The 21,534-nt window shown below is 54.5% G+C and carries 14 protein-coding genes, 6 tRNA genes and 3 rRNA genes; 2 read left to right on the forward strand and 21 right to left on the reverse strand.

Going from position 1 to position 21,534, the window contains the following annotated elements; genetic code table 11:
* Positions 1-48: 48 nt before the first annotated feature.
* The 21 genes from rpoB to tyrS form a co-directional block, all read right to left on the reverse strand.
* Positions 49-4,122, reverse strand: a complete 4,074-nt coding sequence (rpoB, locus tag ACOYXI_RS16305; RefSeq protein WP_098965865.1) for a DNA-directed RNA polymerase subunit beta — start codon at positions 4,120-4,122, stop codon at positions 49-51.
* Positions 4,123-4,343: 221 nt separating this feature from the next.
* Complete coding sequence (gene rplL / locus ACOYXI_RS16310; RefSeq protein WP_007962228.1) at positions 4,344-4,709, reverse strand: 50S ribosomal protein L7/L12; 366 nt, start codon at positions 4,707-4,709, stop codon at positions 4,344-4,346.
* Positions 4,710-4,783: 74 nt separating this feature from the next.
* Positions 4,784-5,284 carry a 50S ribosomal protein L10 gene (rplJ, locus tag ACOYXI_RS16315; RefSeq protein ID WP_003228752.1) on the reverse strand — a complete coding sequence of 167 codons (501 nt, stop codon included), beginning with the start codon at positions 5,282-5,284 and terminating at the stop codon, positions 4,784-4,786.
* 198 nt (positions 5,285-5,482) lie between these two features.
* Positions 5,483-6,178, reverse strand: coding sequence for a 50S ribosomal protein L1 (gene rplA, locus ACOYXI_RS16320; protein ID WP_003228754.1), 696 nt, complete (start codon positions 6,176-6,178; stop codon positions 5,483-5,485).
* Positions 6,178-6,609 (reverse strand): 50S ribosomal protein L11, encoded by a 432-nt coding sequence (gene rplK, locus ACOYXI_RS16325; RefSeq protein ID WP_003228756.1) that lies wholly within the window; start codon positions 6,607-6,609, stop codon positions 6,178-6,180. Before rplK ends, rplA begins: the two co-directional genes overlap by 1 nt.
* A gap of 117 nt (positions 6,610-6,726) precedes the next feature.
* Positions 6,727-7,260: a transcription termination/antitermination protein NusG gene (gene nusG / locus ACOYXI_RS16330; protein WP_025113545.1), complete on the reverse strand. Its 534-nt coding sequence runs from the start codon at positions 7,258-7,260 to the stop codon at positions 6,727-6,729.
* 9 nt (positions 7,261-7,269) lie between these two features.
* Complete coding sequence (secE, locus tag ACOYXI_RS16335) at positions 7,270-7,638, reverse strand: preprotein translocase subunit SecE (protein ID WP_041074957.1); 369 nt, start codon at positions 7,636-7,638, stop codon at positions 7,270-7,272.
* Between the two features lie 45 nt (positions 7,639-7,683).
* Positions 7,684-7,759, reverse strand: a tRNA-Trp gene (locus ACOYXI_RS16340).
* Positions 7,760-7,812: 53 nt separating this feature from the next.
* Entirely contained in the window at positions 7,813-9,006 is a 1,194-nt protein-coding gene (gene tuf / locus ACOYXI_RS16345; RefSeq protein WP_461675058.1) for an elongation factor Tu, read from the reverse strand.
* Between the two features lie 84 nt (positions 9,007-9,090).
* A tRNA-Thr gene (locus ACOYXI_RS16350) sits at positions 9,091-9,166 on the reverse strand.
* Between the two features lie 26 nt (positions 9,167-9,192).
* Positions 9,193-9,266, reverse strand: a tRNA-Gly gene (locus tag ACOYXI_RS16355).
* Positions 9,267-9,290: 24 nt separating this feature from the next.
* Positions 9,291-9,375 (reverse strand) — tRNA-Tyr (locus ACOYXI_RS16360).
* Positions 9,376-9,517: 142 nt separating this feature from the next.
* Positions 9,518-9,955, reverse strand: coding sequence for a hypothetical protein (locus ACOYXI_RS16365; RefSeq protein WP_134787454.1), 438 nt, complete (start codon positions 9,953-9,955; stop codon positions 9,518-9,520).
* Positions 9,956-9,962: 7 nt separating this feature from the next.
* Positions 9,963-10,712: a pantothenate kinase gene (locus ACOYXI_RS16370; protein WP_098965871.1), complete on the reverse strand. Its 750-nt coding sequence runs from the start codon at positions 10,710-10,712 to the stop codon at positions 9,963-9,965.
* The gene (birA, locus tag ACOYXI_RS16375; protein WP_134787455.1) at positions 10,702-11,655 is read right to left on the reverse strand and encodes a bifunctional biotin--[acetyl-CoA-carboxylase] ligase/biotin operon repressor BirA; all 954 of its coding nucleotides are present in this window, start codon (positions 11,653-11,655) and stop codon (positions 10,702-10,704) included. The genes ACOYXI_RS16370 and birA overlap by 11 nt, the downstream gene beginning before the upstream one ends.
* A gap of 132 nt (positions 11,656-11,787) precedes the next feature.
* Positions 11,788-11,903 (reverse strand): 5S ribosomal RNA (rrf, locus tag ACOYXI_RS16380).
* 154 nt (positions 11,904-12,057) lie between these two features.
* Positions 12,058-14,948 (reverse strand): 23S ribosomal RNA (locus tag ACOYXI_RS16385).
* 247 nt (positions 14,949-15,195) lie between these two features.
* Positions 15,196-15,271: transfer RNA gene (locus tag ACOYXI_RS16390), tRNA-Ala, on the reverse strand.
* Positions 15,272-15,280: 9 nt separating this feature from the next.
* Positions 15,281-15,357: transfer RNA gene (locus ACOYXI_RS16395), tRNA-Ile, on the reverse strand.
* A gap of 123 nt (positions 15,358-15,480) precedes the next feature.
* A 16S ribosomal RNA gene (locus ACOYXI_RS16400) occupies positions 15,481-17,017 on the reverse strand.
* Together the 16S, 23S and 5S rRNA genes with 2 tRNA genes alongside form the textbook arrangement of a ribosomal RNA operon.
* 553 nt (positions 17,018-17,570) lie before the next feature.
* Entirely contained in the window at positions 17,571-18,770 is a 1,200-nt protein-coding gene (gene tyrS / locus ACOYXI_RS16405; RefSeq protein ID WP_027610745.1) for a tyrosine--tRNA ligase, read from the reverse strand.
* Positions 18,771-18,982: 212 nt separating this feature from the next.
* Between tyrS and ACOYXI_RS16410 the strand changes: the two genes are divergently transcribed.
* Positions 18,983-20,407: a peptidoglycan DD-metalloendopeptidase family protein gene (locus ACOYXI_RS16410; RefSeq protein ID WP_134787456.1), complete on the forward strand. Its 1,425-nt coding sequence runs from the start codon at positions 18,983-18,985 to the stop codon at positions 20,405-20,407.
* A 3-nt stretch (positions 20,408-20,410) separates the two neighbouring features.
* Positions 20,411-21,502 carry an anhydro-N-acetylmuramic acid kinase gene (locus tag ACOYXI_RS16415; protein ID WP_134787457.1) on the forward strand — a complete coding sequence of 364 codons (1,092 nt, stop codon included), beginning with the start codon at positions 20,411-20,413 and terminating at the stop codon, positions 21,500-21,502.
* Positions 21,503-21,534: the final 32 nt, after the last annotated feature.

Here is a 21,534-nt window from a genome sequence, read left to right on the forward strand (position 1 = left end):
CGGAGCAGAGAGCGGGCAGTCCTGCCCCGCTCTCGATCGCGTCACGTGTTATTCGGTTTCCAGATCGATATCGATGCCGAGGGAACGAATTTCCTTGATCAACACGTTGAAGGACTCGGGCATGCCCGGCTCCATACGGTGATCGCCATCCACGATGTTTTTGTACATCTTGGTACGGCCGTTCACATCGTCCGACTTCACTGTGAGCATTTCTTGCAGAGTGTAAGCGGCACCGTATGCTTCCAGTGCCCAGACCTCCATCTCCCCGAAACGCTGACCACCGAACTGCGCCTTACCACCCAGCGGCTGCTGGGTAACCAGGCTGTACGAACCGGTAGAACGCGCGTGCATCTTGTCGTCTACCAAGTGGTTCAGCTTCAGCATGTACATGTAGCCAACGGTAACTGGACGCTCGAACTTGTTGCCGGTACGGCCGTCAGTCAGCTGCATCTGGCCGCTTTCCGGCAGGTCTGCCAGTTTCAGCATGGCCTTGATTTCGCTTTCCTTGGCACCGTCGAACACTGGAGTGGCCATTGGAACGCCGCCACGCAGGTTCTTCGCCAGATCCAGGATTTCCTGATCGGAGAAGCTATCCAGATCTTCGTTACGACCGCCGATCTGGTTGTAGATCTCGTCGAGGAAGGTACGCAGTTCAGCGACTTTACGCTGCTCTTCGACCATCCGGTTGATCTTCTCGCCCAGACCTTTGGCCGCGAGGCCCAGGTGGGTTTCAAGGATCTGACCAACGTTCATACGCGAAGGTACGCCCAACGGGTTGAGGACGACGTCGACCGGGGTGCCATTGGCATCGTGCGGCATGTCTTCAACCGGCATGATCACGGAGACCACACCTTTGTTACCGTGACGACCGGCCATCTTGTCGCCCGGCTGAATGCGACGACGGATTGCCAGGTAAACCTTGACGATTTTCAGCACGCCTGGAGCCAGGTCATCGCCCTGCTGCAGTTTGCGCTTCTTGTCTTCGAACTTGTCGTCCAGCAGACGGCGGCGATCAACGATGTAGGCCTGAGCCTTCTCGAGCTGCTCGTTCAGAGCATCTTCAGCCATGCGCAGTTTGAACCACTGACCATGCTCAAGACCGTCGAGAACTTCGTCGGTGATGTCCTGACCTTTCTTCAGACCGGCGCCGCCTTCAGCCTTGTGGCCTACCAGAGCGGAGCGCAGACGTTCGAAGGTCGCGCCTTCTACGATACGAAACTCTTCGTTCAGATCCTTGCGGATCTCGTCCAACTGGGACTTCTCGATCGACAGAGCACGAGCATCACGCTCAACGCCGTCGCGGGTGAAGACCTGTACGTCGATGACAGTACCTTTGGTACCGGTAGGTACACGCAGGGAGGTGTCTTTAACGTCGCTGGCTTTTTCACCGAAGATCGCACGCAGCAGTTTTTCTTCCGGAGTCAGTTGGGTCTCGCCTTTCGGAGTGACTTTACCGACCAGGATGTCGCCTGCGCCTACTTCAGCACCTACGTAAACGATACCGGCTTCGTCCAGCTTGTTCAGTGCAGCCTCACCCACGTTCGGGATGTCCGCAGTGATTTCCTCTGGGCCAAGCTTGGTGTCACGAGCCACACAGGTCAGTTCCTGAATGTGAATCGTGGTGAAGCGGTCTTCCTGAACCACACGCTCGGACAGGCAGATGGAGTCTTCGAAGTTGAAGCCGTTCCATGCCATGAACGCGATGCGCATGTTCTGCCCCAGTGCCAGTTCACCCATGTCGGTGGACGGGCCGTCAGCCATGATGTCGCTACGCTGAACGCGATCACCCTTTCTCACCAGCGGACGCTGGTTGATGCAGGTGTTCTGGTTCGAGCGGGTGTATTTGGTCAGGTTGTAGATGTCGACACCAGCTTCACCGGTTTCAACTTCGTCATCGGCAACACGAACCACGATACGGCTGGCATCAACAGAGTCGATCACGCCGCCACGACGAGCCACGACGCAAACGCCGGAGTCGCGAGCCACGTTACGCTCCATGCCGGTACCTACCAGCGGCTTGTCAGCACGCAGGGTTGGTACAGCTTGACGCTGCATGTTCGAACCCATCAACGCACGGTTGGCGTCGTCGTGCTCGAGGAACGGAATCAGCGACGCTGCAACCGAAACTACCTGCTTCGGCGAAACGTCCATCAGGGTGACGTCTTCCGGCGCCTTGACGGTGAATTCGTTCAGGTGACGTACGGCTACCAGCTCGTCGATCAGGACTTTCTGGTCGTTCATGGTCGCCGAAGCCTGCGCGATCACGTGATCGGCTTCTTCAATGGCGGACAGGAACACGATCTCGTCAGTGACCACACCCTCTTTCACCACGCGGTACGGGCTTTCCAGGAAGCCGTACTGGTTGGTGCGGGCATAAGCAGCCAAGGAGTTGATCAGACCGATGTTCGGACCTTCCGGCGTTTCAATCGGGCATACACGACCGTAGTGAGTCGGGTGTACGTCACGAACTTCAAAGCCTGCGCGCTCACGAGTCAGACCGCCAGGGCCGAGTGCAGAGACACGACGCTTGTGGGTGATCTCGGACAGCGGGTTGTTCTGGTCCATGAACTGCGAGAGCTGGCTGGAACCGAAGAACTCTTTCACCGCCGCAGCCACTGGCTTGGCGTTGATCAGGTCTTGCGGCATCAGGCCTTCGCTTTCAGCCATCGACAGACGCTCTTTGACCGCACGCTCAACACGTACCAGGCCAACGCGGAACTGGTTCTCGGCCATTTCGCCTACGCAGCGAACACGACGGTTACCCAGGTGGTCGATGTCATCGACGATGCCTTTACCGTTACGGATGTCGACCAGAGTCTTCAGTACCGCGACGATGTCTTCCTTGCACAGCACGCCCGAACCTTCGATCTCGGTACGACCGATACGACGGTTGAACTTCATCCGGCCGACCGCAGACAGGTCATAGCGCTCAGGGCTGAAGAACAGGTTGTTGAACAGGGTTTCGGCAGCGTCTTTGGTTGGCGGCTCGCCTGGACGCATCATGCGATAGATCTCGACCAGCGCTTCCAATTGGTTGCTGGTGGAGTCGATCTTCAGCGTGTCGGAGATGAACGGACCGCAGTCGATGTCGTTGGTGTACAGAGTTTCGATGCGAACAACGCCGGCCTTGGCGATTTTCGCCAGGACTTCGGTCGACAGCTCGGTGTTGCACTCTGCCAGGATTTCGCCGGTAGCCGGATGCACGATGACCTTGGCGGTGGTGCGACCCAGGACGTAGTCCAGAGGCACGTCCAGCTCTTTGATCCCGGCCTTTTCCAACTGGTTGATGTGGCGGGCAGTAATACGACGGCCCTGCTCGACAATAACCTTGCCTTTATCGTCCTGGATATCGAGGACAGCCACTTCACCGCGCAGACGCTGAGGCACCAGTTCCAGGCTCAGGCCTTCGCCTTTAACGTGGAATACGTTGGTGGTGTAGAAAGCGTCCAGCACTTCTTCGGTGGTGTAGCCGAGCGCGCGCAGCAGCACCGAGGCCGGCAGCTTGCGACGACGGTCGATACGCACGAACACGCAGTCTTTCGGGTCGAACTCGAAGTCCAGCCACGAACCGCGGTAAGGAATGATGCGCGCGGAGTACAGCAGTTTACCGGAACTGTGCGTCTTGCCGCGGTCGTGGTCAAAGAACACGCCCGGGGAACGGTGCAGCTGGGAAACGATAACACGCTCGGTACCGTTGATTACGAAGGTACCGTTCTCAGTCATCAATGGGATTTCGCCCATGTAGACTTCTTGCTCTTTGATGTCCTTGATCGCTTTGTTCGACGACTCTTTGTCGAAAATGATCAGGCGCACTTTTACCCGCAAAGGTACGGCGAAAGTTACACCGCGCAATACGCATTCTTTGACATCAAATGCCGGTTCGCCCAGGCGATAACCGACGTACTCCAGCGCAGCATTGCCGGAGTAGCTGATGATCGGGAAAACGGATTTGAAGGCCGCATGCAGGCCCACGTCGCGGAACTGATCTTTAGTCGCTCCCGCTTGCAAGAATTCACGATACGAATCCAGCTGGATGGCCAGGAGGTACGGCACATCCATGACGTCCGGCAACTTGCTAAAGTCCTTGCGGATACGTTTTTTCTCAGTATATGAGTAAGCCATCAGCGTTCCCCAGCTTGGTCACCTGCTTGTTTGGCCCCTCCCGACGGGAGCAGCCAGAAAATCGTGCAAACCCCATGGTTTGCGCCACCGCATCGGGTGGTTACAGCGCCTTTATCAGCACCGACCCAGTCGGCTGCCAATAACGGAAAAAGGCCGGTGGCAAGAGCCACCAGCCATCAGCCTGTCGCTTGACGCTCGGGCTGGAGGAGCAAAGTCGATACTTATTTCAGCTCGACTTTAGCGCCTGCTTCTTCCAGCTTCTTCTTAGCGTCTTCAGCAGCTTCTTTCGAAACGCCTTCAGCTACAACCTGAGGAGCGCCGTCTACTTTCTCTTTGGCTTCTTTCAGGCCCAGACCGGTCAGTTCACGAACTGCCTTGATCACGTTAACCTTCTTCTCGCCAGCTTCCAGCAGAACAACGTTGAACTCGGTTTGCTCTTCAACAGCAGCAGCAGCTACAGCTGGGCCAGCCGAAGCAGCAGCAGCGGTAACACCGAAGGTTTCTTCCATCGCTTTGATCAGCTCAACGATTTCCACTACGGATTTCTGGCCGATTGCTTCGATGATTTGTTCGTTAGTCAGAGACATGACTCAATTCCTGAATTGGGGGACGGCCTACGCGACCATCGAAATAAACAAAAAACGCGAGAAGTTGACGAGCCTTAGGCTGCGGCAGCTTCTTTCTGGTCGCGAATTGCCGCCAGAGTACGAGCCAACTTGCTGGTAGCGCCTTGAATCACGCTCATCAGCTGAGAAATTGCTTCGTCACGGGTCGGCAGAGTTGCCAGTACGTCGATCTGATTAGCTGCGAGGAACTTGCCCTCGAACGCAGCTGCCTTGATCTCGAACTTGTCCTGACCCTTGGCAAACTCTTTGAAGATACGGGCAGCAGCGCCCGGATGTTCGTTCGAGAATGCAATCAGGGTCGGGCCGGTGAACACGTCGTTGAGAACACTGTATTCAGTGTCAGCAACAGCGCGCTTGAGCAGGGTGTTACGTACAACACGTACGTAAACGCCAGCTTCACGAGCCTCTTTACGGAGTCCGGTCATTGCGCCTACTGTTACGCCACGGGCATCAACCACGACAGCGGACAGAGCGACTTTGGCAGCCTCGTTGACTTCAGCGACGATGGCCTTCTTGTCTTCGAGATTAATTGCCACGGGTTTAACTCCTGCTTGTTACCGTTTCACTCGGTCGAAACCGAATGTCGTTTTGGTGTCTGATTCGGTAAGGAACCGGGAGCACCATCTGCGTAGGCTTGTGGTTTAAGGCTTGCGCCGCCTACGGTCTTGGATAGCCCCCGCCAGGCAGGGACCCCAATCTTTCAATTGGCGCGAATAATCGCACCAACCTTTGTCTTACGCGTCCAGCGAGCTCTGGTCGATAACCAGACCTGGGCCCATAGTGGTGCTCAGGGTAACGCGCTTGACGTAAATACCTTTCGAGGAAGCTGGTTTGATACGCTTCAGGTCAGCGATCAGGGCCTCAACGTTTTCCTTCAGCTTGACGGCATCGAAACCGATCTTGCCAACGGAGGTGTGGATGATGCCGTTTTTGTCGGTGCGATAACGAACCTGACCAGCCTTGGCGTTTTTAACCGCGGTAGCTACGTCTGGAGTTACGGTGCCGACTTTCGGGTTAGGCATCAGGCCACGTGGACCGAGGATCTGACCCAGTTGACCTACAACGCGCATGGCATCCGGGGATGCGATCACTACGTCGTAGTTCAGGTCGCCGCCTTTCATTTCGGCAGCCAGGTCGTCCATACCTACACGGTCAGCGCCGGCAGCCAGAGCGGCCTCAGCAGCTGGACCCTGGGTGAACACAGCAACGCGAACGGTCTTGCCAGTGCCGTGTGGCAGCACAGTAGCGCTACGAACAACCTGGTCGGATTTACGCGGGTCTACACCCAGGTTTACAGCAACGTCGAACGACTCGCTGAACTTGACAGTCGACAGCTCAGCCAGCAGAGCAGCAGCGTCTACAATGTTGTAGGCCTTGCCTGCTTCGATTTTGCCGGCGATAGCCTTTTGACGCTTGGTCAGCTTAGCCATTACACACCCTCCACGTTAAGGCCCATGCTACGAGCAGAACCGGCGATAGTACGCACGGCTGCATCCATATCAGCTGCAGTCAGATCCGCGTTTTTGGTTTTCGCGATTTCTTCCAGCTGAGCACGGGTAACAGTGCCAACCTTAACGGTGTTCGGACGAGCGGAACCGCTGGTCAGACCGGCCGCCTTCTTCAGCAGAACCGAAGCAGGGGTGGATTTGGTTTCGAAAGTGAAGCTACGGTCGCTGTAGACAGTGATGATCACTGGAGTCGGCAGACCTGCTTCAAGACCCTGAGTACGGGCGTTGAAAGCCTTGCAGAATTCCATGATGTTCACGCCGTGCTGACCCAGAGCAGGACCAACAGGTGGGCTTGGGTTAGCCTGAGCGGCCTTCACTTGCAGCTTGATGTAAGCGGTAATCTTCTTGGCCATGAGGCACTCCAATTACGGGTTCGAACGCCTCGAAAGGCTCCCCGGTTACTTGCGCGTTTATCCCAGTGACGACAAAACCCCACAGCCTAGGGCTGCGGGGTTGGGATGCTTGTTCAGCTAGACCTTTTCGACCTGACTGAACTCCAACTCTACCGGAGTAGAGCGACCGAAAATAAGCACTGCCACCTGGACACGGCTCTTTTCGTAGTTAACTTCTTCGACGGTGCCGTTAAAGTCAGCGAATGGACCGTCAGTAACACGAACTACCTCACCCGGCTCAAACAGAGTCTTCGGTTTCGGCTTATCGCTACCATCAGCCACGCGACGCAGAATGGCTTCCGCCTCTTTGTCGGTGATTGGAGCAGGCTTGTCGGCGGTACCGCCAATGAAGCCCATCACCCGAGGAGTATCCTTGACCAAGTGCCAAGTACCCTCATTCATATCCATCTGTACCAGCACATAGCCTGGGAAGAACTTGCGTTCGCTTTTGCGCTTCTGGCCATTACGCATTTCAACCACTTCTTCAGTGGGAACCAGAATTTCGCCGAAGCCATCTTCCATGCCAGCCAGCTTAACGCGCTCAATCAGCGAGCGCATGACATGCTTCTCGTAACCCGAGTAAGCATGCACAACGTACCAACGCTTAGCCACGGGACACCCTTAGCCGACAATCAAGGAAACAAGCCAACCGAGCAGGGAATCAACACCCCACAACAGCAACGCCATAACGATAACCACAGCAACAACGATCAACGTTGTCTGCGTGGTTTCCTGGCGAGTTGGCCATACGACTTTACGAATCTCGGTGCGCGCTTCCTTAACCAGTACAAAGAACGACTTGCCCTTTGCAGTCTGCAGGCCTACAAAGGCAGCTACAGCAGCAATTACGAGCAAAGCGAGTACACGGTACAGGATCGGTGAAGCAGCGTAATACTGATTGCCAACTACACCCACAACCACCAAAGCGGCTACCACAAGCCACTTGAGCAGATCGAAGCGAGAGCCTTGAGCTTCAGCCTTAGGAGTCATCTATGAAGATCCTGTGAAAAGAAAGCCAGACACACCGAGTGAATCTGGCAGGTCAGGAGGGAATCGAACCCCCAACCTACGGTTTTGGAGACCGTCGCTCTGCCAATTGAGCTACTGACCTAAAACAAAATCAGGCCGACCATTATGCCGGCCCGAAAAATACATTACAACCACTTATTCGATGATTTTAGCTACGACGCCAGCGCCGACGGTACGACCGCCTTCACGGATAGCGAAACGCAGACCATCTTCCATCGCGATGGTTTTGATCAGGGTAACAGTCATCTGAATGTTGTCACCTGGCATTACCATTTCAACGCCTTCTGGCAGTTCGCAGTTACCAGTCACGTCAGTAGTACGGAAGTAGAACTGTGGACGGTAGCCTTTGAAGAACGGAGTGTGACGACCGCCTTCTTCCTTGCTCAGAACGTAAACTTCTGCGGTGAACTTGGTGTGCGGCTTAACCGAACCCGGCTTAACCAGAACCTGACCACGCTCAACGTCGTCACGCTTGGTACCACGCAGCAGAACGCCGCAGTTCTCGCCAGCACGACCTTCGTCGAGCAGCTTGCGGAACATCTCAACACCGGTGCAGGTGGTGGTGGTGGTGTCACGCAGACCAACGATTTCCAGTGCATCTTGAACGCGAACGATACCGCGCTCGATACGACCAGTCACAACAGTACCGCGACCCGAGATCGAGAATACGTCTTCGATTGGCATCAGGAATGGCTTGTCGATCATACGAACTGGTTCTGGGATGTAGCCGTCCAGAGTTTCAACCAGTTTCTTGACGGCAGTGGTGCCCATCTCGTTGTCGTCTTTGCCTTCCAGCGCCATACGAGCCGAACCGATGATGATTGGAGTGTCATCGCCCGGGAAGTCGTAGGTGGACAGCAGGTCGCGAACTTCCATCTCAACCAGCTCCAGCAGCTCAGCGTCGTCTACCAGGTCAGCCTTGTTCAGGAAAACCACGATGTACGGAACGCCTACCTGACGGGACAGCAGGATGTGCTCACGGGTTTGTGGCATCGGACCATCAGCGGCCGAGCAAACCAGGATAGCGCCGTCCATTTGAGCAGCACCGGTGATCATGTTCTTCACATAGTCAGCGTGACCTGGGCAGTCAACGTGAGCGTAGTGACGGATCAGCGAGTTGTACTCAACGTGTGCGGTGTTGATGGTGATACCGCGAGCTTTTTCTTCTGGAGCGCTGTCGATCTTGTCGAATTCAACCACGGCCGAACCGAAAACTTCGGAGCAGACGCGAGTCAGAGCAGCGGTCAGAGTGGTTTTACCGTGGTCAACGTGACCAATGGTCCCTACGTTGACGTGGGGCAGGGAACGATCAAATTTTTCCTTAGCCATCGATAACACCCTCAACAGAAGAATTAGACGAACGATATCTACCATTAAAACAAAGGCAGATATTTTCATATCTGCCTTGTTATATGGAGCTCTTGAGCGGATTTGAACCGCTGACCTCACCCTTACCAAGGGTGTGCTCTACCAACTGAGCTACAAGAGCGTAACACTTTGCACAACCTGCAAACTTGGAGCGGGTAGCGGGAATCGAACCCGCATCATCAGCTTGGAAGGCTGAGGTTCTACCACTAAACTATACCCGCGGAGCTTGCAGCTCACGCTAAAAATGGTGGAGGGGGAAGGATTCGAACCTTCGAAGTCGTAGACGTCAGATTTACAGTCTGATCCCTTTGGCCGCTCGGGAACCCCTCCTAAGCGAGCCGGCATTCTATACTATGCCGACCTTCTGTCAAGCATTTTCTCATTAAAAACCTGAGGTTAGCTGCGTTGACACCGCTCCACTTTGACAACCTGTTTAGGTGTTCGCTGTGGAGCGGGCGCCATTCTATGCAAACTATTCCAGCGGTGCAACCCCCTCACACAGCATTATTTTATGTTTTAACTCATTGAATTCCTTAGAAAGGTTCTGCAACTGCACATCCCCCAATAAACGCTGGCTTTCGGGCGCAATGCGCAACCAATATCCAGGCTCGGGAAGATCCTTTTGCGATGCCTGAACCTTCACACTCATGCCCGCTAGACGCATCTGTAGCGCGGAAAGGCTGCTTTCTTGAGTCAAACCACCCAAAAACAGACACTCCTGTCCGGCACGGCGTGCGCCTTGCCCTCCCGCAGAGTCACCAGTCGCCTCACTCAATAAGCGAATATCTTGCTGGGACCCGCGGTACATGCTGAGAGGAGTGACATCTTTTGCACGCAAGGGCGCCTCCTGCTGATGCCAGACGTAATAGAACACATTGAGAACAACGAGCAGCAGGAACAACCAACGCATACAAACCTCAAGTTAAAGGACACGCCATCGCCAACCCTACAAATACCAGGTCAGGGACGATCCGAGCATCAGGCACGACGTCCGCCACCAATCCAGCATCGCCACCGGTAATAAAGACAGCAAAGCGCTCCCCCCAATAGGATCGAGCCATTTCCATCTGGGTCAGAACGAAACCTCTCAACATTAAAGAGCACCCTCGCTCCACCGCCTCGACGGTACTGCGCCCCGGAGCATGGCTCGTCAACGCTTTTTCGGCAGCCAAGTCCCCATAACGGATTTTCCGGGTATGCGTACGTAACTGGTTACGCATCAAGGGCATTCCTGGGCAAATGAATCCCCCAAGGTGCTCACCTTCGGCATTAATAAAGTCGGCCGTCACAGCAGTGCCAAAATCCAGAATCAGACAGGCGCCGGCAGCCAGATGAAAGCCACCGAGCATCGCCAACCAGCGATCCAGTCCCAAGCGTTCATAGTCGTCATAGCCATTCCTGACACCAGACATTTCACTGGCCGACTTGGCGCACACTACCGAGATGCAGAACGTCTGCTCGAGAATTCGGGTGAGCGCAGCAGTTTCTTCGCTGGTTCTTACGCTGACCAACCGACATTTGCGCAACGACAGGTTCTCAAATGCGCACAAGCTATCCACCAGAGCTTGGTCCGAGTCGACAACACCTTCCGCGAAAAGACCGCCAGCAGCCGTATTCAATACGCGCCACTTGATAAAGCTATTCCCACAGTCGAGCTCAAGAATCATCACGCAACCTCAGACTGAGCTCACCACCACTAAATACTTTTTCCACGCCGTCCACCTTCAAGCGCAGCGCACCCTGGCTATCAATACCAAGCACTACGCCTTCTATATGACTAACGCCCGCAACCAAAGAAACCGGGCGACCTTGCCACATGTGATCCTTTTCCCATTCCTCCTGGAACGCAGAGAAACCATGGACCTGATGACGCTGGATATAACCGCGCAGTTGGTCGCTCAGCTCAGCCACCAAGACGTTGCGATCGCAGGTTTGACCCGTCTCGAGTCGAATTGACGTCCATTGCTGGTCAACTTCCTCAGCAACCTGCATGTTCACATTAATGCCTATACCCAGCACCACATGGCAAACATCTGCCGGATCCCCTACTAGCTCAAGAAGAATACCGGCGACTTTCTTGTTCCCGACCAGCACATCGTTGGGCCACTTCAATCCTGCGCCCGCCACCCCCAGCTTTCGCAGGGCATGCATAACAGCCAAACCGACCACCAGACTCAAGCCCTCAAGCTGGCGCATGCCACCTTCAATGCGCAGGACCAGGCTGTAGTAGAGATTTTCAGCAAAAGGGCTTACCCATTTGCGGCCTCGGCGACCGCGACCGGAAATCTGTCGTTCGGCCAATACCAGAAACGGCGCCGCTCGACCCTGATTGATCGCGCGAAGCGCCTCTGCGTTAGTGGAATCGATGGAATCAAAGACTGTAATCGGCCAAACCGCTGCTAAGGCACTAATCTTCAGGGGGTCGAGGAGCGTCAAGGGTGCAGCCAGTTGATAGCCTCTGCCCCGGACTTTGTTTATGGACAACCCGAGCTCAGCCTCAAGATGCTGAAGCTGCTTCCACACCGCACTTCGACTGATTCCCAGGGTAACCCCCAGAGCCTCGCCGGAATGGAATCGACCATCCTTTAATAGATTCAACAACGTCAGCATGCAGGTCTCGCCTCACAATGAGGTCCGAATAATAGCCATGAGCCGGGCGATTGCATAGAAATCAAGCGCACCACTTTCCTGCGGGCAAAACAAAACCCCAACTGCTTTCGCAATTGGGGTTTCGGAATTTAATCTTGACGATGACCTACTCTCACATGGGGAAACCCCACACTACCATCGGCGATGCATCGTTTCACTTCTGAGTTCGGGATGGGATCAGGTGGTTCCAACGCTCTATGGTCGTCAAGAAATTCGGGTACTGACTCGTGACCGGCTGGCCTCGCTTCAGCAAATCGGGTATGTGATACAGGTGTTTTGTGAGCATCGCGAACTTTCGGTTCATTGCGTCTTCACACACCGCAATCTGGTCTCTTTCGAGCATTCAGATTGCTTGGGTGTTATATGGTCAAGCCTCACGGGCAATTAGTATTGGTTAGCTCAACGCCTCACAGCGCTTACACACCCAACCTATCAACGTCGTAGTCTTCGACGGCCCTTCAGGGAACTCAAGGTTCCAGTGAGATCTCATCTTGAGGCAAGTTTCCCGCTTAGATGCTTTCAGCGGTTATCTTTCCCGAACATAGCTACCCGGCAATGCCACTGGCGTGACAACCGGAACACCAGAGGTTCGTCCACTCCGGTCCTCTCGTACTAGGAGCAGCCCCTCTCAAATCTCAAACGTCCACGGCAGATAGGGACCGAACTGTCTCACGACGTTCTAAACCCAGCTCGCGTACCACTTTAAATGGCGAACAGCCATACCCTTGGGACCGGCTTCAGCCCCAGGATGTGATGAGCCGACATCGAGGTGCCAAACACCGCCGTCGATATGAACTCTTGGGCGGTATCAGCCTGTTATCCCCGGAGTACCTTTTATCCGTTGAGCGATGGCCCTTCCATACAGAACCACCGGATCACTAAGACCTACTTTCGTACCTGCTCGACGTGTCTGTCTCGCAGTCAAGCGCGCTTTTGCCTTTATACTCTACGACCGATTTCCGACCGGTCTGAGCGCACCTTCGTACTCCTCCGTTACTCTTTAGGAGGAGACCGCCCCAGTCAAACTACCCACCATACACTGTCCTCGATCCGGATAACGGACCTGAGTTAGAACCTCAAAGTTGCCAGGGTGGATTTCAAGGATGGCTCCACGCGAACTGGCGTCCACGCTTCAAAGCCTCCCACCTATCCTACACAAGCAAATTCAAAGTCCAGTGCAAAGCTATAGTAAAGGTTCACGGGGTCTTTCCGTCTAGCCGCGGATACACTGCATCTTCACAGCGATTTCAATTTCACTGAGTCTCGGGTGGAGACAGCGCCGCCATCGTTACGCCATTCGTGCAGGTCGGAACTTACCCGACAAGGAATTTCGCTACCTTAGGACCGTTATAGTTACGGCCGCCGTTTACCGGGGCTTCGATCAAGAGCTTCGCGTTAGCTAACCCCATCAATTAACCTTCCGGCACCGGGCAGGCGTCACACCCTATACGTCCACTTTCGTGTTTGCAGAGTGCTGTGTTTTTAATAAACAGTCGCAGCGGCCTGGTATCTTCGACCGGCATGAGCTTACGGAGCAAGTCCTTCACCCTCACCGGCGCACCTTCTCCCGAAGTTACGGTGCCATTTTGCCTAGTTCCTTCACCCGAGTTCTCTCAAGCGCCTTGGTATTCTCTACCCAACCACCTGTGTCGGTTTGGGGTACGGTTCCTGGTTATCTGAAGCTTAGAAGCTTTTCTTGGAAGCATGGCATCAACCACTTCGTCACCTAAAAGGTAACTCGTCATCAGCTCTCGGCCTTAAGATCCCGGATTTACCTAAGATCTCAGCCTACCACCTTAAACTTGGACAACCAACGCCAAGCTGGCCTAGCCTTCTCCGTCCCTCCATCGCAATAACCAGAAGTACAGGAATATTAACCTGTTTTCCATCGACTACGCTTTTCAGCCTCGCCTTAGGGACCGACTAACCCTGCGTCGATTAACGTTGCGCAGGAAACCTTGGTCTTTCGGCGTGGGTGTTTTTCACACCCATTGTCGTTACTCATGTCAGCATTCGCACTTCTGATACCTCCAGCAAGCTTCTCAACTCACCTTCACAGGCTTACAGAACGCTCCTCTACCGCATCACTTGCGTGATACCCGTAGCTTCGGTGTATGGTTTGAGCCCCGTTACATCTTCCGCGCAGGCCGACTCGACTAGTGAGCTATTACGCTTTCTTTAAAGGGTGGCTGCTTCTAAGCCAACCTCCTAGCTGTCTAAGCCTTCCCACATCGTTTCCCACTTAACCATAACTTTGGGACCTTAGCTGACGGTCTGGGTTGTTTCCCTTTTCACGACGGACGTTAGCACCCGCCGTGTGTCTCCCATGCTCGGCACTTGTAGGTATTCGGAGTTTGCATCGGTTTGGTAAGTCGGGATGACCCCCTAGCCGAAACAGTGCTCTACCCCCTACAGTGATACATGAGGCGCTACCTAAATAGCTTTCGAGGAGAACCAGCTATCTCCGAGCTTGATTAGCCTTTCACTCCGATCCACAGGTCATCCGCTAACTTTTCAACGGTAGTCGGTTCGGTCCTCCAGTCAGTGTTACCTAACCTTCAACCTGCCCATGGATAGATCGCCCGGTTTCGGGTCTATTCCCAGCGACTAGACGCCCTATTAAGACTCGCTTTCGCTACGCCTCCCCTATTCGGTTAAGCTCGCCACTGAAAATAAGTCGCTGACCCATTATACAAAAGGTACGCAGTCACCCAACAAAGTGGGCTCCCACTGCTTGTACGCATACGGTTTCAGGATCTATTTCACTCCCCTCTCCGGGGTTCTTTTCGCCTTTCCCTCACGGTACTAGTTCACTATCGGTCAGTCAGTAGTATTTAGCCTTGGAGGATGGTCCCCCCATATTCAGACAAAGTTTCTCGTGCTCCGTCCTACTCGATTTCATGACTAAGAGACTTTCGCGTACAGGGCTATCACCCACTATGGCCGCACTTTCCAGAGCGTTCCGCTAATCTCAAAGCCACTTAAGGGCTAGTCCCCGTTCGCTCGCCACTACTAAGGGAATCTCGGTTGATTTCTTTTCCTCAGGGTACTTAGATGTTTCAGTTCCCCTGGTTCGCCTCTTGCACCTATGTATTCAGTACAAGATAACCATCTTATGATGGCTGGGTTCCCCCATTCAGACATCTCCGGATCAAAGTCTGTTTGCCGACTCCCCGAAGCTTTTCGCAGGCTACCACGTCTTTCATCGCCTCTGACTGCCAAGGCATCCACCGTATGCGCTTCTTCACTTGACCATATAACCCCAAGCAATCTGGTTATACTGTGAAGACGACATTCGCCGAAAATTCGCAAAACTCTTAAGAGTCACTCACAAATTTTACCTTAGCCTGATCCGTTACCAGTGAAAGTAACGTTCAGTCTATCTTTCTATCACATACCCAAATTTTTAAAGAACGATCTAATCAAAAGACTAGAAATCAGCATTCACCATCACAGCGATGGAATGCTCATTTCTAAGCTTTCAAACTTCAGAAGCAGTGGTGGTGGAGCCAAGCGGGATCGAACCGCTGACCTCCTGCGTGCAAGGCAGGCGCTCTCCCAGCTGAGCTATGGCCCCATACAAAATTGGTGGGTCTGGGCAGATTCGAACTGCCGACCTCACCCTTATCAGGGGTGCGCTCTAACCAACTGAGCTACAGACCCAATTTCGAGCGCGTAACTGATTAGCTAAGAGCTATCAGCTTGGAGCTTAAGCTGCTTCTATCGTCTTCTTCAATGAATCAAGCAATTCGTGTGGGAACTTATGGAGCAGCTGATGTCGTCGATTAAGGAGGTGATCCAGCCGCAGGTTCCCCTACGGCTACCTTGTTACGACTTCACCCCAGTCATGAATCACACCGTGGTAACCGTCCTCCCGAAGGTTAGACTAGCTACTTCTGGTGCAACCCACTCCCATGGTGTGACGGGCGGTGTGTACAAGGCCCGGGAACGTATTCACCGCGACATTCTGATTCGCGATTACTAGCGATTCCGACTTCACGCAGTCGAGTTGCAGACTGCGATCCGGACTACGATCGGTTTTGTGGGATTAGCTCCACCTCGCGGCTTGGCAACCCTCTGTACCGACCATTGTAGCACGTGTGTAGCCCAGGCCGTAAGGGCCATGATGACTTGACGTCATCCCCACCTTCCTCCGGTTTGTCACCGGCAGTCTCCTTAGAGTGCCCACCATTACGTGCTGGTAACTAAGGACAAGGGTTGCGCTCGTTACGGGACTTAACCCAACATCTCACGACACGAGCTGACGACAGCCATGCAGCACCTGTCTCAATGCTCCCGAAGGCACCAATCCATCTCTGGAAAGTTCATTGGATGTCAAGGCCTGGTAAGGTTCTTCGCGTTGCTTCGAATTAAACCACATGCTCCACCGCTTGTGCGGGCCCCCGTCAATTCATTTGAGTTTTAACCTTGCGGCCGTACTCCCCAGGCGGTCAACTTAATGCGTTAGCTGCGCCACTAAGAGCTCAAGGCTCCCAACGGCTAGTTGACATCGTTTACGGCGTGGACTACCAGGGTATCTAATCCTGTTTGCTCCCCACGCTTTCGCACCTCAGTGTCAGTATCAGTCCAGGTGGTCGCCTTCGCCACTGGTGTTCCTTCCTATATCTACGCATTTCACCGCTACACAGGAAATTCCACCACCCTCTACCATACTCTAGCTTGCCAGTTTTGGATGCAGTTCCCAGGTTGAGCCCGGGGATTTCACATCCAACTTAACAAACCACCTACGCGCGCTTTACGCCCAGTAATTCCGATTAACGCTTGCACCCTCTGTATTACCGCGGCTGCTGGCACAGAGTTAGCCGGTGCTTATTCTGTCGGTAACGTCAAAATTGCAGAGTATTAATCTACAACCCTTCCTCCCAACTTAAAGTGCTTTACAATCCGAAGACCTTCTTCACACACGCGGCATGGCTGGATCAGGCTTTCGCCCATTGTCCAATATTCCCCACTGCTGCCTCCCGTAGGAGTCTGGACCGTGTCTCAGTTCCAGTGTGACTGATCATCCTCTCAGACCAGTTACGGATCGTCGCCTTGGTGAGCCATTACCTCACCAACTAGCTAATCCGACCTAGGCTCATCTGATAGCGCAAGGCCCGAAGGTCCCCTGCTTTCTCCCGTAGGACGTATGCGGTATTAGCGTTCCTTTCGAAACGTTGTCCCCCACTACCAGGCAGATTCCTAGGCATTACTCACCCGTCCGCCGCTAAATCCAGGAGCAAGCTCCTTTCATCCGCTCGACTTGCATGTGTTAGGCCTGCCGCCAGCGTTCAATCTGAGCCATGATCAAACTCTTCAGTTCAAACATCTTTGGGTTTTTAAGAAACCCTAAACTTGGCTCAGCAATCGTTGGTTACATCTTTGATTTCTCGCGGAGTAACTTGTGATGCTGATAATCTTGTTGACTATCAGTCTGACTCCACAAGCACCCACACGAATTGCTTGATTCAGTTGTTAAAGAGCGGTTGGTTAAGATCTTTCGTCTCAACCGAGGCGCGCATTCTACAGCAGCCTCATTTGCTGTCAAGTGATTATTTTCAGAAGTTTTCGAAGATTTCTTCAACAACTTCAACCACTTGCGCTTCCGATCTCTCGTTAGCGGGAGGCGAATTCTACAGCGTTACACGCTGCTGTCAACACCTCTTTTTCTCCGCTTTCGACCGAGAAGATCGAACCGTCAAAAGAGCCAAACATCACCGCTCTTTCAACTCCTTCCAGGCTTCGATGAACTGAAGCAAGTCGCTGTCGAAAACTGCGTAACTCATTGAATCTCAAGGAGTTTTCCGTTTCGACTGCGCCGGAAGTGGGGCGAATTATAGACTTCTAAAATTCGCCGTCAACCCTTATTTCAAACTTTATTCAGCTTTCAGTGTGATACGTGCAAATGCCTTCTTGCCCGCCTGGCAAACGTGGGTCGCGCCCAGCACATATATAAAGGAGCGATCAACCACCTCACCATCCACACGCACACCACCAGAAGCCAACAGATCACGCGCCGCTGCCGAGTTCTTCACCAGGCCTGCCTTATTCAGGACGGCCGCAATCGGCATATCTTCAGCAGAGGCCAGTTCGATCTCCGGCAGATCATCCGGCAGTTCGCCATCCTTCATACGGTTACCGGCAGCGCGATGAGCATTGGCCGCAGCCTCCTCACCATGGAAGCGCGCGACAATCTCTTCCGCCAACTTGATCTTGATGTCGCGCGGGTTAGCCCCCGCCTCGACATCTGCACGAAAGGCATTGATCTCATCCATCGAACGGAAGCTGAGCAGCTCAAAGTAACGCCACATCAGCGCATCTGGAATCGAAACCAGCTTGCCGTACATCACACCTGGCGCTTCCTGGATACCAACGTAATTGCCCAACGACTTGGACATCTTCTTCACGCCATCCAGACCTTCCAGCAACGGCATGGTCAGAATGCACTGAGCTTCCTGGCCATACCCACGCTGCAGCTCACGCCCCATCAGCAGGTTGAACTTCTGATCGGTACCGCCCAGTTCGACATCCGCGCGCAGAGCAACCGAGTCATAACCCTGAACCAGCGGATAGAGGAACTCATGAATAGCGATCGGCTGATTGGTGGTGTAACGCTTATCGAAGTCATCACGCTCAAGCATACGCGCGACAGTGTATTGCGAAGTCAGACGAATAAAGTCCGCCGGCCCCATCTGATCCATCCAGGTGGAGTTGAACGCAACTTCGGTTTTCGCCGGATCCAGAATCTTGAACACCTGAGACTTGTAGGTCTCGGCGTTTTCCAAAACCTGCTCGCGAGTCAAAGGAGGACGCGTAGCGCTCTTGCCGCTTGGATCACCGATCATCCCGGTGAAGTCACCAATCAGGAAGATCACCTGATGCCCCAATTCCTGGAACTGGCGCAGCTTATTAATAAGCACGGTGTGACCCAAGTGCAGATCCGGGGCGGTTGGATCGAAACCAGCCTTGATACGCAGCGGCTGGCCGCGCTTGAGCTTCTCGATCAGCTCGGACTCGACCAATAGTTCTTCCGCACCACGTTTAATCAGCGCTAGCTGCTCTTCAACCGACTTCATAACAGACCCGCAAGGCTCAGATTCAAAGGGAACCAACCATACAAGATCGTGCACCAATTACAAGTTTTGCCCGGCGCACGGACACCAATCTGCAGACAGGGTGTCTGTAGACTTGCTTCGGGGATGATTTGGTTATATTTTATACAGTTATTTCATCTTCATCATGTCATTCATCTTTTCCAATTCATCTTTTTTCAAAGTCAAAATTACTTATGACCACTGAACCGTCTAAAGCGCCACCGCTTTACCCGAAGACCCACCTGCTTGCCGCAAGTGGAATCGCCGCCCTTCTCAGTCTGGCGCTCCTGGTATTTCCTTCCAGTGATGTTGAAGCCAAAAAGACGACCCTGAGCCTGGAACTGGAAAGTCCTGCTGAACAACTGACACAAGATCAAGACGCTGCTGACGCGATTCAAGCCACAAATGAGCCAGCAGCCTCACCTTTCGCCCAGATCGAAAACAGCACCGAAGAAACCCCGAAAACCGCTGAAGCCGCACCTGCCCCAACTCCGGCTGCAGAGAAACCAAAAGCCCCGGGGCACCGCGAAGTCGTCGTATCCAAAGGCGATACGCTCTCTACATTGTTCGAGAAAGTCGGTCTGCCAGCCGCTGCTGTGCACGAAGTGCTGGCCAGCGACAAACAAGCCAAACAGTTCAGCCAGCTCAAGCACGGCCAGAAGCTGGAGTTCGAACTGAACCCGCAAGGCCAACTGACCAGCCTGCACAGCAAGGTCAGCGATGTCGAAACCATTACCCTGACCAAGAATGACAAGGGCTACGCATTCAACCGCGTAACAGCCAAGCCGACCGTTCGCACGGCTTACGTGCACGGCGTGATCAATAGCTCCCTGTCACAATCCGCTGCCCGCGCAGGCCTGTCCCACAGCCTGACGATGGATATGGCCAGCGTCTTCGGCTACGACGTCGACTTCGCTCAGGACATCCGTCAAGGTGACGAATTCGACGTGATCTACGAGCAGAAAGTGGTCAACGGCAAGGCAGTGGGCACCGGCCCGATTCTGTCTGCACGCTTCACCAACCGCGGCAAGACCTACACCGCCGTGCGTTACACCAACAAACAAGGCAACAGCAGCTATTACACCGCTGATGGCAACAGCATGCGTAAGGCGTTCATCCGTACCCCGGTGGACTTCGCCCGCATCAGTTCGAAATTCTCCATGGGCCGCAAACACCCGATCCTCAACAAGATCCGCGCCCACAAAGGCGTCGATTACGCAGCGCCACGCGGTACGCCAATCAAGGCTGCCGGTGACGGTAAAGTGCTGCTGGCTGGTCGCCGCGGTGGCTACGGCAACACGGTGATCATCCAGCACGGCAACACCTACCGCACGCTGTATGGCCACATGCAAGGCTTCGCCAAAGGCGTGAAAACCGGCGGCAGCGTCAAGCAGGGCCAAGTGATCGGTTACATTGGTACCACCGGCCTGTCCACTGGACCGCACTTGCACTATGAGTTCCAGGTCAACGGCGTTCACGTCGACCCGCTGGGCCAGAAGCTGCCGATGGCAGATCCGATCGCCAAGTCCGAGCGCGCACGTTTCCTTGCGCAGAGCCAGCCGCTGATGGCGCGCATGGATCAAGAGAAGGCCACCATGCTGGCTTCGAGCAAGCGCTAAGCCATGGCTCTTTATTTCGGCGTGATGTCCGGCACCAGTCTCGATGGGCTGGACATCGCCCTGATCGAGCAGACCTCGGCGATCAAACTGATCGCCACGCATTACATCCCCATGCCTGAAACCCTGCGCGCCGAGCTGCTTGGCTTGTGCGCCAGCGGCCCTGACGAGATTGCCCGCTCGGCGATCGCCCAGCAGCACTGGGTAAAACTAGCGGCCCAGGGCATCCATACCCTCCTCGATCAGCAGCAACTGAAGCCTGAAGCCATTCGTGCAATCGGCAGCCATGGCCAGACCATTCGCCATGAGCCCGCTCGTGGCTTCACAGTGCAGATCGGCAATCCCGCACTACTGACCGAGCTGACCGGCATCACCGTGGTTAGCGACTTCCGCAGCCGCGACGTGGCTGCTGGCGGTCAGGGTGCGCCGCTGGTACCAGCCTTCCATGAGGCTTTGTTCGAAGAGCGTAACGGCAACCGCGCAGTCCTGAATGTCGGCGGTTTCAGCAATCTCAGTCTGATAGAACCGACCAGGCCTGTAGCCGGTTTCGACTGCGGCCCTGGGAATGTGCTGATGGATGCCTGGATTCATCAGCAACGCGGCGAGAACTATGATCGCAACGGCCAGTGGGCAGCCACCGGCACGGTCGAGCCAGTCTTGCTGAAAGCTCTGCTCGGCGACCCGTTCTTCGTGACCAAAGGCCCGAAGAGCACTGGCCGGGAAGTGTTCAACCTGCCGTGGCTGGAGCACCACCTCTCAAGTTTGCCGAGCTTCGCTGCTGAAAACGTTCAGGCAACGCTGCTCGAACTGACGGCGCAGACCATCGTCGAGTCGCTGCAAAGCGCTCAATCCGATACGCGGGAAATGTTGGTCTGCGGCGGCGGCGCTCACAACGCTACGCTGATGAAACGTCTTGCCGACCTGCTGCCTAACGCCACCGTCGCCAGCACCGCCACTCACGGCGTCGATCCGGACTGGGTCGAGGCAATGGCCTTCGCCTGGCTGGCCCATTGCTGCCTCGAAGGCATTGCCGCCAATCGCCCGAGCGTCACCGGCGCCAAAGGCCTGCGGGTACTCGGCGCCATCTATCCCAACTGAATAAAACGCCAGCAACAAAAAACGCCGCAGAA

It is taken from the genome of Pseudomonas sp. G3-19, from assembly GCF_054855875.1.